We start from the raw sequence: 13107 nt of genomic DNA on the forward strand, positions 1-13107 counted from the left end.
GCAGTAAAGTAATTTTCTATATTTGCCGCGATAACATAAACGATATGACTACATTAAGTAACAGGATAAACAACCTGTCTGAATCTGCAACAATCAAAATGGCCAAATTAGGTCGTGAATTAGCCGCAAAGGGAGTTGATGTGATCAACCTTAGCTTTGGCGAGCCTGACTTTCATACACCGAAACATATAAAAGACGCCGCTAAACAGGCGATGGATGATAATTTCACCTACTATACCCCGGTGGCTGGTTATCCTGAACTGCGCAAAGCGATTGTAAATAAATTAAAGACCGAAAACGGCCTTGATTATGACATAAGCGAAATCGTTGTATCAACCGGGGCCAAACAGGCAATTGCAAACGCGGTTTTGTGCCTGGTTAATCCCGGCGATGAGGTAATCATCCCTACACCATACTGGGTATCTTACTCTGAGGTGGTAAAACTGGCAGAAGGTACCAGCGTTTTTATTAATACTACTGCTGAGCAAAATTTTAAAATTACCGCTGAACAACTGGAAGCTGCCATTACGCCAAAGTCAAAGTTATTCATGTTTTCATCACCTTGTAACCCTACCGGCAGCGTGTACAGCAAAGCCGAGTTAGAGGCACTTGTTAAGGTATTTGAAAAATATCCGGATCTGTACATCCTGAGCGATGAAATTTATGAGCATATAAACTTTGTTGGCGGACACGAATCAATTGCACAGTTTAACAGCATTAAAGAGCGTGTGATAGTTATAAACGGTTTCTCAAAATCATATGCGATGACTGGCTGGCGCATAGGCTATACTGCGTCAAGTAAAGCTATTGCTGCAGCGTGCGACAAAATACAAGGGCAGGTAACATCCGGCACATGTTCTATCACACAGCGTGCCGGTGTAGCTGCATATGAAGGTGGGCTTGAATCAGTCCACAAAATGCGCGACGCATTTAAAAAACGCCGTGATATTGTATACATCCTGCTAAAAGACATCGAGGGTATAAAGGTGAACTTGCCCGAAGGCGCGTTTTACTTTTTCCCTGACGTTACTTCTTTTTTTGGAAAAAGCTATAATGGCACCACAATTAATACTTCAGACGAACTAAGTATATTTATTTTGGAAGAAGGGCATGTATCAACAGTGGGCGGCGATTCGTTCGGAGATAAAACTTGCATCCGTTTATCATACGCAGCATCTGAAGAAAAATTAATTGAAGCGATGTCTCGTATTAAAGCGGCTTTGGCTAAGCTGCAATAATTCGACACATATAATAACAACAAAGCCCTGCGATACATATCGCAGGGCTTTGTCATTTAATCGGCGTTATGTTATTATAAACCGAAGCCGTAAGCTACACGAAGACCGATAGTACCGAAGTTACTTCCTTGACCTGAGTAGTTATCATATTTAACACCTACGTCCCATGATTGGTCGGCCCAACCTAACGTCGGCGTTAAAATCAACTTAGTTCTGTCGCCAGGATTTGGTTTGTTGGTAATAAAACCAGCACCACCTTCTGCACCGAAATAAAGGTTATCAGTGAAAAATGCTTTCACACCTAATTTAACCGGTACAACGCCAAAAGCATCATTTTTAACTGTTACGCCTGCAACCTCACGCTCTTTACCAAAAAAGCTGCTATAACCTGAAGTTAAAGTTAAAGCGGTATTATCGGATATACCATATTGTAAACGTAAGTTACCGCCTAAAACAAATCCGTAATTATCGCTGATGTTGCCACCTACTGGTATTCCACCTTCTATACCAACACCCATGCGCCATGCGCTTTTTTCGGTTGTTTGTGCATTAACATTTGTTCCGAATAATATAGCTACTGCTGTTAAAGCTGAAGCTATTAATTTTGTCGTGCTTTTCATTGTTGTGTTTTTTGTAAATAATTCTTAGATTTTTCAAAGCGAGTATTACAAATACTTTGCCAAAGTGTGCCAATAATGTTTTCGCCGGCTTGATTTAACATCTGTAGTTATCGACATGCTAACACCTAATCCACCTGTTTAACCTGCATTTCAGATAGTTAATGAGTATATTTTAATAATATTTAATGCTGATATCAAATCGTATATTTTTTTACAATATGTCCAATTGGCATGACAATTAGTTAAAAATTTATTATCATATATGAAATTTTGATGAAATATTGATATCTATAAATATCTAAATCGGCAAAAATGGCATAAAAAAAGCGGCTAGTTAGCCGCTCTTATATCAATTCTCTCTCTCAGTTTCAGGTCCTGGGTGATAGTTGGCTTCAAGCTCGGCCAACTTCTCCTTCCCGTATGCAACCTTGGTTATCAGGTAAAACAAAACCGGCACTATAAAAATAGCTAACGAAGTTGCTGCCAGCATACCACCGAATACTGTAAAACCAATGGTTTTACGTGCCTCAGCTCCTGCACCTGATGCAAATAATAACGGCAGTACTCCTAATATAAAAGCCATCGAGGTCATTATAATTGGGCGCAATCGAAGGCGTACTGCCTCAAGAGTAGCTTTCTCAAGTTCCATACCCATATCAACTCTTTCCTTAGCAAACTCCACTATCAGGATAGCGTTTTTCGCTGCCAGACCAACCAGTGTTATTAATCCTATTTGCGCGTACACGTTATTTGTTAATGTTGGCGTGAATGTCAACATCAGGATGGCGCCAAAAGCTCCCAGCGGCACAGACAATAACACTGAAAAAGGAACCGACCAGCTTTCATACAACGCTGCCAGAAATAAAAATACGAACCCAATTGACAATACGAATATGTAAACCGTTTTGGAGCCTGACAGAATCTCTTCCCTGCTCAAGCCCGAAAATTCATAACCATACCCTTGCGGTAAAGTCTGTGCGGCAACTTCTTCCAATGCCTTAATAGCGTCGCCGCTGCTGTAACCGGGCGCTGGCGTACCATTGATTTCGGCCGCGCGAAACAGGTTATAGTGTGAAATTAACGGCGCGTTTTCAATTACCTTATAACTTGTCAGCGTACTTAAAGGTACCATTTCGCCGGCTCTGTTGCGTACGAAGTACTGACCTATGTTTTGAATATTAGTACGATAGTTTGTGTCGGCCTGTGCCAAAACCCTGAAATTTCGGCCATAAAGCGTAAAGTCATTTATATAAGCGCTTCCCATATAGGTTTGCAGCGCGTTGTTGATATCGCTTATCTGCACACCAAGTTTTTTTGCCTTCTCCCGGTCAATGGTAAGCTGATAAGCAGGTGTGCGCGCTGTAAAGAAAGAAAAAGCCCGGGCAATTTCAGGACGCTTACCCAATGCGGCAATGAATCCCTGTAATGTTTTCTCAAAATTCTTTATGTCACCACCGGCCTCACGCTCCTGCAGTACAAAGGAGAAACCGCCCGTGCTGCCTAAGCCAGGTATGGCAGGAGGAGATATAACAACTATATTGGCTTCTTTTATTTTGGCCAGTTTTTGTTGAAACAAGGCAGTTAACGCCTCGCGTTGATCCGCTTTATCTTTACGTTCGCTCCAGGGCTTTAACTGCACAAATATGGTACCGCTGTTGGATTTGCTTGAGAAATTTACGGCGTTTAATCCGCCTAGTGCCGCGTAGTGTTTAATAGCAGGTATACTATCCAGCGTATCCATCATTTCCTGCAGCACCGCTACTGTACGTTCGGTTGCCGAACCTTCAGGTAAATCAAAGGTTATAAAAATACGGCCTTCATCCTCAGTAGGTAAAAAGCCGGCAGGCTTTGTCTTGAACATGAATACTGTACCTACAATAATGCATACTAAAATAATTATTACAAATTTGGAGTTTTTGATGCCCGTATGCACGGTATTAGTATATCTGCCTGTTACACGCTCAAACCACGCGTTATACTTATAAAACCACTTATCAATGCCTTTGGAGTCTTTGTCCATTTTGTGCGGCTTTAGTATCAGCACACATAGCGCAGGTGTTAATGAAAGCGCCACAAAAGCAGATATAAGTACAGAGATGGCAATAGTAATGGCAAACTGTTGGTACAAACGCCCTACAATACCCGGAACAAACCCAACAGGTACAAATACCGCTGCTAGAATGAGCGCAATGGCTATTACCGGGGCCGAAATGTCGCGCATGGCGCTTAACGTAGCCTCTTTGGCCGACTTACCCTTTTCCATGTAGTGCTGCACAGCCTCAACCACCACAATGGCATCGTCCACCACTATACCTATCGCGAGTACAAAACCGAATAATGTTAACGTATTTATGGTAAAACCAAGCGGTATAAAAAATATAAACGTGCCTACAATAGCTACCGGGATAGCCAAAATAGGTATCAGTGTTGTACGCCAATCCTGCAGGAAGAGATATACCACGACGATTACCAATACTAAGGCTATAATTAATGTCTCGATCACTTCATGCAGCGATACTTCTACAACGGTGGTTGTCTCAAACGGAACAACATACTCTATATCGGCAGGGAATGTCTTTTTAAGATCATTCATCGTTTTCTCTACGTTCTCGGCAGTTTCGATAGCGTTACTACCCGGCGCCTGGTAAATAAGCAGATATGATGCCCGCTTGTTATCTATAAACGAATTACCTGAATAATTAAACTTTCCGAGCTGCACACGTGCCACATCTTTAAGGTGTACTACGGCTCCGGTTTCGGGCATAGTTTTTACCACGATGTTTTCAAACTCTTCTACCTGGCTAAGTCGCCCTCTAACCAAAACGGTATACTCAAAAGTTTGCCCTTTCATTTGCGGAGTTGCACCAACTGTGCCGGCTGCAACTTGTGCGTTTTGTTCCTGCAAAGCAGCTGTGACATCAGCGGCCGACATATTTAAAGCTGCAAGCTTGTCCGGTTTAAGCCAAATACGCATACTGAAATCGTCCGCACGCGAAAACACATCACCCACCCCTTTAGTACGCAACAACGCGTCTTTAACAAATACGTTGGCATAGTTATCCATAAAGGTCACATCATGGGTTCCCTTAGGTGCGTATATGGCTACCAGCATAAGTATACTGGGGTTTCGTTTACGTACGGTAAGGCCCAATCGCTGCACCTCCTGAGGTAAGGTTGGTAAGGCTATTCCTACACGGTTTTGAACATCCAGTGCGGCTATATTAATGTCGGTGCCTACTTCAAAATTCACCGTCATGCTCATTTGGCCGTTACCGGTACTGTTACTTTGCAAGTATGTCATTCCGGGCGTACCGTTAACCTGCACTTCTACAGGTGTAGCCACGGTCTGCTCAACAGTTAAGGCATCCGCGCCGGTATAATTGCCGGTTACTTGTACTGTTGGTGGGGTTATTTCAGGATATTGGCCAACCGGGAGCGCGCCGATAGCAATGGTTCCTACTATCAGGATAACCAGTGATATAACAATAGCGGTAACCGGCCGTCTTATAAAGGTTTCTGCGATCATTTCTTTTTAATATTTCTTTATTGGGTTTAATCCCGGGTATTCCGCAGCAGCAAAGCTAGCCGCATAACCAAATTGCAATCTACTTTTTAGCCGGAGCCGCGGCAGGCGGCGGTCCAAGCGTAATTTTACTGCTATCGCGCAATCGCTGAAACCCTTCGGTGATAACTTTATCACCTGCCTTAATCCCTTCCATTACTACAACATCGCTGTTAACACGCGGGCCAAGTGTTACCTTCTTTTGCAGGGCGATAGTATCCTTGGCGACAAAAACAAAAAACTCGCCCATTTGCTCGGTTACTGACTTGAATGGTATCTGCACGCGATTGCCCGACTGGCTGTTGAGCACGTGCAATACAGCGCTCATACCATCTTTTAAAATATTATTTTCGTTAGGGAATTGTACGCGCACGTTTATACTTCCTGTACCATTGTTCACCCCCCTGTCTACAGCTAAAATTTTACCGGTTTTGTTGTAAACAGTGCCGTCAGGTAACTGAAGTTTAAAAGTGGTATCGGTGCTTTTGCGCTGCAGTTCGTAAAATCTGTCGATGTCCTGCTCATTAATGACAACATCCACCGCTACCGGACTCTCGGCCGATATGGTATTGAGCAATGTGGAGCCGGGCGTAACCTGAGCGCCTAAACGCACCTGAGATATGCCGATGCGCCCCGTGAATGGCGCGGTGATTGTAGCATACGACAAATCTGTACGGGCAGACTGCAAACCGGCTTTCGCCACTTCAAGCTGGCTGCGCATTGTTTCATACGCTGCAGTTGCCTGGTCTACCGTTTGCCGGGCTACGGCATCATTTTTAAGAAGCATGTTATAGCGGTCAACGTCCTTTTGTGCTTTTAACAAATTAGCGCGGGCGCTTGAAACTGCAGCTTCGGCCTGCTGGTATGCGGCAAGATACTTACGGCGGTCTATCTCGTAAAGGGCCTTGCCTTTTTGCACCACCTCGCCCTCTTTAAAGAAAATGCCGGTAATAAAGCCCGGTACCTGGCTGCGTAACTCAACGGTATTCAGCGCAACAACGGTACCCTGGTATTTGTCGTAATATTCAGCTTCGGCCATTTGTGCCTCAACCACATTAACCGATGCAGGTGGCGGTGGTCCGGGTGCTTTTTGTTCATTACCGCATGCTGTGAATATTACGCTTGCAGCGGCCAAGATATATATTGAGGTATGTTTCATATCATATTATTTTTGCGGCACATAAAGTGTGCCCAATGCCCTTTGAAGATCTATTTTACTTGATAATAACTGGAACAACGCATTATAGTAGTTTAACTGCGCCGTGCGTAGGTCGGCTTGGGCTATAATTACATCAAGGTAAGTTTTTATCCCCTCCCGATATTGAAGGCTTACAACATTATACACGTCTTTAGCCAGGTCAACATTTTCTTTTACAACCTGCCAGCTGGTGTAATTAGTTTTATAAGCTGCCAGCGCCTGTACATATTCTGTATTAATGCTGTTTTGTGCATTGATAATATCGAGGTCAACCCTATCCTCCTGCAAACGGGCTTTAGCAAGGTTTTGTAAACGTCGTGTTCCCTGAAAAATAGGCAGGTTTAACTGCAAGCCGACATATCCGTTTGGAAAAGTATTACTGTATAAATTTGACAGATTGCGGTTAGCATATATTAAGTTATAAGCACCAATGGCCGACAGCGAAGGGAAGAACCCCCATTTATAGTAGCTGACATTCATGTTACTTAACGTTTTTGTAGTTTGCAGCAACCTGTATTCAACCCGGTTATTTACATCAAGCGCTTGGGTGGTATCTATATATGCATTGCTCTCATACCTAGCTGAGTCATACGCTAAAGCAATGTTGCTCCTGGCACTCACACCCATGATCTGCTTCAGATAAGCCTCCTTGCTTTTGATAGCTTCCTGGGTTTGCTTCCTTGCAGCTACAGCGTTATTTAAAGCGATGGTTGCCTGTTTATAATCTATTTTATCAGATACACCAGCGTCATATCGGTTGCGTGCATCTTTTAAACTACGTTGCAAACGTAAAATATCCTCAGTAGTAATGTTTAACTGCTTTTGCGAAAGCAGCACATCAAAAAAAGCTTTGCTTACATCAGCAATTACATTAATCTGCGTTGTTTGTGTGTTTTGCCTGTAATATTGCCTAGAATAGCGTGCGGTGCGCGCGGCAAGCAATACATCATTATTATATATAACCTGGCTGGCCTGCAGCCCTAACGTAGATAAATTACGAATATCATTGCTTACACCGCCGGGAATATTAGCTGCACCCGCTACCGGCCCGCCTTTAAAATAATGTTGTACCTGTCCGGTACTATTTAGTTGAGGTAGCCAGGAAGATAATCCGATTTTAATATCCCGCTCATTTATCTGCTCATCAATTGAGGCCTGCCTTACCACCGGCTGGTTGCGTAAAGCATAATTGATGCATTGCTGCAGGGTTATTGTACCGGGAACACTATCGGGTGCTGTTTGGGCATAGGCTAAATGTAACGATGATAAGACCAGTAAGAACAATAATTGTATTTTTTTCATAGAAAAAGAACCTGGGGCGCGATGTTTGAGTTGCAAAAGTAAGCTGATTGTGTTTACATTTTTAATAAGTAACAACCGATAATTTGCTAAAATGTTATTGTTATGACCAAATACTTGTTAACAACAAAATTTTTACGTAACGTAATCGTTAACATTCCTGTAACATTATTTTTTTTATTATTTATAGCGGGTTATCACTAATTGTAAAAAATTGACACTGATTAAAGAAAAAATTTGATTAATTTGCCTTGTAGATTTAAACAGTCTCATTTATAAGCAGTATTAAAAAAATTACCGCATAGATGTCGGTATATTGCATATTCATGTTATTTTTACAAAAAATTTAAGCAGCGTTAATGCATGGGTAAAAAACTACACCAAAAAATTGCTCAGTTCCAGGATGCAAATCAGATCAGGGAGAAAGGTCTATACCCTTTTTTCAGGCCTATTGAATCCGGACAGGACACTGAAGTTATTATAAATGGTAAACGTGTACTAATGTTTGGTTCAAACTCATACCTGGGTTTAACCAATCATCCAAAAATAAAAGAGGCTTCAAAAAAAGCTATTGACAAGTATGGTACTGGTTGTGCCGGGTCTCGTTTTTTAAACGGAACACTTGATATACATATCGAACTGGAGAACAGGCTTGCCAGCTACGTGGGCAAAGAGGCTGCAGTACTTTTCAGCACAGGTTTCCAGGTAAATCTTGGAGTATTATCATGCATCACCGGGAGAAATGACTATTTGATTCTTGATGAATATGACCACGCTTCATTAATTGACGGGAGCCGGCTGTCATTTTCAAAGGTTATTAAATACGCCCATAATGACATGGACGACCTTCAGCGGAAGCTGAGTCTTTTACCCGAGGAGGCTGTTAAAGTAATAGTGGTTGACGGTATTTTCAGCATGGAAGGCGACATAGTTAAATTGCCCGAAATTGTAAAGCTTGCTGATGAGTACGGTGCCAACATTATGGTTGACGATGCACATAGTTTAGGTGTAATAGGCCATAACGGTGCGGGTACCGCATCACATTTCGGCTTAACAGACGAAGTTGACCTGATTATGAGTACCTTCAGTAAATCGTTAGCCTCACTGGGCGGATTTATTGCTGCAGATCATGAAACTGTAGACTACCTGAAACATCGGGCACGTTCACTGATGTTTAGCGCGAGCATGACGCCGGGGTCTGTGGCCAGCGTAATCGCTGCCTTAGATATAATTGAGGCTGAGCCTGAACGCATACAGAAATTGTGGGACAATACGCACTACGCAACCAAGCTGTTTACAGAAGAAGGCTTTGATATCGGTGACTCCGAAAGCCCCATATTGCCGGTTTACATCCGCGACAACGATAAAACTTTCCTGGTAACTAACCAATTACAGGAGAACGGTATTTTTGTTAACCCGGTGGTATCTCCTGCTGTTCCGTCAGACTCATCCCTGCTGCGTTTTTCATTGATGGCTACGCACACTTTTGAGCAAATAGATGAAGCGGTTGATAAAATTTCAAAGGCTTTTAAATACGCCGGCGTAACCACAGTAAAAGAAAGAATCTGAAAAAAAGGTGTGCTGCGAAAGCACACCTTTTTAGATATAAACCTACCATCCTGATGAATCAAATAATTCCGGTTAAATCAAAAAAGGAGCTTGCTGCTTTTATTGATTTTCCGCACGAACTTTATAAAAACGATCCCAACTACGTTCCGGAATTATTCATCGCGCAAAAGGATCTGCTTACTACACACCCATTTCATAAACATTCGGCGCTTCAGCCATTTCTGGCTTATAAAGACGGTAAAATTGTAGGGCGTATAGCCGCCATAGTAAATAACAACCACAACAAGTTTAATAATTCAAACGACGGATTTTTTGGCTTTTTTGATGTTGTTAATGATATCGGGGTTGCAAAGCAACTGTTTGATACAGCAATTGCATGGGTAAAGGAAAAGGGCGCAAATAAACTGGTAGGCCCGGCAAACCCGTCAACAAACGAAACATGCGGCTTATTGGTAAAAGGATTTGATAGCCCCCCGGTGGTAATGATGACGTACAACCCACCTTACTATGTAGAAATTTTAGAAAAGCTGGGCTTTACCAAACAGGTTGATTTATTTGCTTACAGCTGGAAGGGACAGCAATACAATGATAAATCATTACAGTTGCTTGAAAAATTGCAGCAGCGCCTAACACGTAACAATATTATTATACGTAAGATTAACCTTAAAAAATTTAAGGATGAGGCTGCGGCACTGCGCGAGGTTTACAATACTGCCTGGGATAAAAACCTGGGTTTTTTCCCGATGACGAATGAAGAATTCGATTATACTGCTAAGGACCTTAAACTGATACTTGACCAGGACTTTTGCTTTTTGGCAGAGCAGGAAGGCAAAATTGTAGGCTTTGGCGTTGCTATACCTGATATTAACTCAATACTTCGTACAATAAAAAAAGGCCGTTTATTGCCAACCGGTATCTTTAAATTGTTATTTAACAAAAGTAAGGTACGTGGTATACGTATTATGCTGCTAGGCGTTATTGATGGCTATCGAAAAATGGGCATAGAGGCCTGCCTTTACGGTAACATTATAAAAGAATACAGGCGCAAAAATCTTGATTATGCCGAAGCCAGCTGGACTTTGGAAAATAACGACATGGTTAACCGCGCAATTGAAGCTATTGGTGGCGACCAATATAAAACATACCGCATCTACGAAAAACAGATATGAAAGAAAGGGTTTTAATAACCGGCGCCAGCGGATTCGTGGGCTTCCATTTAGTAGAGGACGCGCTCAGGAATAATCTGGAGGTTTTTGCCGCTGTTAGAAAAAGCAGTAAAATTGATCATTTAAAAGACCTGGATATACATTATATTTACCCCGATTTTACCAACCAATCGTCCTTACAAAAGCTGTTAGAAGATAACCGTATTAATTACATCATTCACGCGTCGGGCATTACCAAAGCCCGCACACCTGCCGAGTACGGAAGCATTAACACGAAACATACGCTTAATTTGGCGCTGGCGGCTGTTAACGCCAATACAGATTTCAAGAAGTTTGTATTTGTAAGCAGCCTTGCCGCTGTAGGGCCTTTAGCGTCTCTTAATGGCATCATTAACGAGAAAACGATGCCGCACCCTGTTACGGCATATGGCCGCAGCAAGCTGGTTGCCGAAGAAAAACTAAGCGGTGTGGAAGGGCTGAATTATACTATATTACGGCCCACGGCTGTTTATGGCCCACGTGACAGGGATATTTTTATTTTTTTTAAACAGGTTAAAAAAGGTTTAGAGTTCCATATAGGCCGGAATGCGCAAAAGTTAAGCTTTATATATGTTAAAGATTTAGCTAAAGCTTGCACAAAGGCTTTATACACCGGCAATAAAAAGGCTTACAACCTGTCTGACGGGAATTTTTACGACAGGTACCAGCTGGCTGAAATTTCAAAAAGTGTGTTAAACTTAACTACGCTTAAATTTCACCTCCCTGTAAATTTTGTAAAAGTAATCGCCTTAATTGCTGAAAAAGTAGGTTCTTTGACGAATAAGGCATCCGCGTTAAACGTGGAAAAATTAAACGAGTTAACAGCGGTTAACTGGCATTGCGATATAGAGCAAGCAAGATATGATTTAGGGTTTCGCCCTGAATATGATCTGGAAGCTGGACTATCAGAAACACTAAATTGGTATAAAGCCAATAAATGGCTTTGATCACTATGACAAATAAAAACAAAAAATGAAACACATTATTAAACCTGCTGAAGGTAAATTAGGGATCTTACTTCCGGGATTAGGGGCGGTAGCTACCACATTGATTGCCGGTGTGGAATCAGTAAAAAAAGGCATTTCGCAGCCAGTTGGCTCACTTACTCAAATGGGCACTATACGCTTGGGTAAACGTACTGAAAACCGCAAACCAAAAATTAAAGATTTTGTGCCACTGGCCGATCTTAATGATATAGTATGGGGTGGATGGGATGTTTACGAGGATGATGTTTACACATCGGCATCAAAGGCGCAGGTATTAGAACAACACCATATAGACGCTGTTAAGGAGCAATTACAGGTTATAAAGCCAATGAAAGCTGCTTTTGACCGTAGCTATGCAAAAAATCTTGATGGTACCAACGTTAAAACCGGTACCCGCTGGGAACTTGCGCAACAGTTGATGGAAGACATTACCAACTTTAAAGAGCAAAACGGACTTGACCGTGTTGTTATAGTTTGGTGTGCATCAACAGAGGTTTACTATGAACAGACTGAGATACACAGCACGCTTGCTAAATTTGAAGAGGCCTTAAAGAATGATGACAAACTGATAGCACCAAGCATGCTTTATGCTTATGCTGCTTTAAAACTAGGTGTGCCATTTGCAAACGGTGCCCCTAACCTAACGGTTGACATCCCTGCTATGGTTGAGCTTGCCAAGCAAACCCGCACCCCTATTGCCGGTAAGGACTTTAAAACCGGCCAAACGTTAATGAAAACTATATTAGCGCCGGGCTTAGCTATCCGTTCATTAGGTGTACGCGGCTGGTTTTCAACCAACATACTGGGTAACCGCGATGGCTTGGTATTAGATGATCCGGATAACTTTAAAACCAAAGAAGTTTCAAAAACCGGCGTGCTTGAAGATATCCTGAACGCTCAGGATAATCCTGAGTTGTACGGCGATCTTTTCCACAAAATACGTATCAACTACTATCCGCCGCATGGTGATAATAAAGAAAGCTGGGACAACATTGACATTTTTGGCTGGTTAGGCTACAAAATGCAAATCAAGATCAACTTCCTTTGCCGCGACTCAATACTTGCCGCCCCTATTGCACTTGACCTTGCATTGTTTATTGACTTTGCGAAACGTGCAAACATGAGCGGTATACAGGAGTGGTTATCATTTTATCTTAAAACTCCGCAAACCGCGCCGGGCCTTCCGCCGGAAAACGATGTGTTTAAGCAACTGATAAAATTAGAGAATACGTTGCGTTACCTTATGGGCGAAGACCTGATCACCCATTTAGGTTTAGATTATTACGAGGAGCTTGTAGAAGCAGAACAATAACAAAAATATGATTATAAAAACCCGGCCTTCTGCAATACATGCAGGGCCGGGTTTTCTTTTTTATCATCATATTATCATAATATTTATAATACCTTTGCCGCTTGTAACAATTTTCGCT

At 42.2% G+C, this 13107-nt stretch carries 9 protein-coding genes; 5 read left to right on the forward strand and 4 right to left on the reverse strand.

The window, feature by feature from the left end:
* The first annotated feature begins 44 nt into the window (after positions 1-44).
* The gene (locus tag DJ568_RS04415) at positions 45-1238 is read left to right on the forward strand and encodes a pyridoxal phosphate-dependent aminotransferase (protein ID WP_199560864.1); all 1194 of its coding nucleotides are present in this window, start codon (positions 45-47) and stop codon (positions 1236-1238) included.
* Positions 1239-1312: 74 nt separating this feature from the next.
* On the opposite strand, the gene DJ568_RS04420 is transcribed toward DJ568_RS04415, so the two are convergent.
* The 4 genes from DJ568_RS04420 to DJ568_RS04435 all read right to left on the reverse strand — a co-directional run bounded on the left by DJ568_RS04420 (position 1313) and on the right by DJ568_RS04435 (position 7920).
* Complete coding sequence (locus DJ568_RS04420) at positions 1313-1858, reverse strand: hypothetical protein (protein WP_114004035.1); 546 nt, start codon at positions 1856-1858, stop codon at positions 1313-1315.
* A gap of 349 nt (positions 1859-2207) precedes the next feature.
* Positions 2208-5384, reverse strand: a complete 3177-nt coding sequence (locus tag DJ568_RS04425) for an efflux RND transporter permease subunit (protein WP_114004036.1) — start codon at positions 5382-5384, stop codon at positions 2208-2210.
* Positions 5385-5463: 79 nt separating this feature from the next.
* Positions 5464-6579, reverse strand: a complete 1116-nt coding sequence (locus DJ568_RS04430; protein ID WP_114004037.1) for an efflux RND transporter periplasmic adaptor subunit — start codon at positions 6577-6579, stop codon at positions 5464-5466.
* A 6-nt stretch (positions 6580-6585) separates the two neighbouring features.
* The gene (locus tag DJ568_RS04435) at positions 6586-7920 is read right to left on the reverse strand and encodes a TolC family protein (RefSeq protein WP_114004038.1); all 1335 of its coding nucleotides are present in this window, start codon (positions 7918-7920) and stop codon (positions 6586-6588) included.
* Between the two features lie 360 nt (positions 7921-8280).
* On the opposite strand from DJ568_RS04435, the gene spt reads away from it, so the two are divergent.
* Genes spt through DJ568_RS04455 form a run of 4 tightly spaced genes read left to right on the forward strand, consistent with a single transcriptional unit; the run spans position 8281 to position 12989 of the window.
* Positions 8281-9486, forward strand: a complete 1206-nt coding sequence (gene spt, locus DJ568_RS04440) for a serine palmitoyltransferase (RefSeq protein WP_114004039.1) — start codon at positions 8281-8283, stop codon at positions 9484-9486.
* 53 nt (positions 9487-9539) lie between these two features.
* Positions 9540-10655: a GNAT family N-acetyltransferase gene (locus tag DJ568_RS04445; protein WP_114004040.1), complete on the forward strand. Its 1116-nt coding sequence runs from the start codon at positions 9540-9542 to the stop codon at positions 10653-10655.
* Positions 10652-11638 carry an NAD-dependent epimerase/dehydratase family protein gene (locus DJ568_RS04450; protein WP_114004041.1) on the forward strand — a complete coding sequence of 329 codons (987 nt, stop codon included), beginning with the start codon at positions 10652-10654 and terminating at the stop codon, positions 11636-11638. Before DJ568_RS04445 ends, DJ568_RS04450 begins: the two co-directional genes overlap by 4 nt.
* A 25-nt stretch (positions 11639-11663) precedes the next feature.
* Positions 11664-12989, forward strand: coding sequence for an inositol-3-phosphate synthase (locus tag DJ568_RS04455; RefSeq protein ID WP_114004042.1), 1326 nt, complete (start codon positions 11664-11666; stop codon positions 12987-12989).
* The last annotated feature ends 118 nt before the right edge of the window (positions 12990-13107 follow it).

This window comes from Mucilaginibacter hurinus, from assembly GCF_003324525.1.
Taxonomy (GTDB): Bacteria; Bacteroidota; Bacteroidia; order Sphingobacteriales; family Sphingobacteriaceae; genus Mucilaginibacter; species Mucilaginibacter hurinus.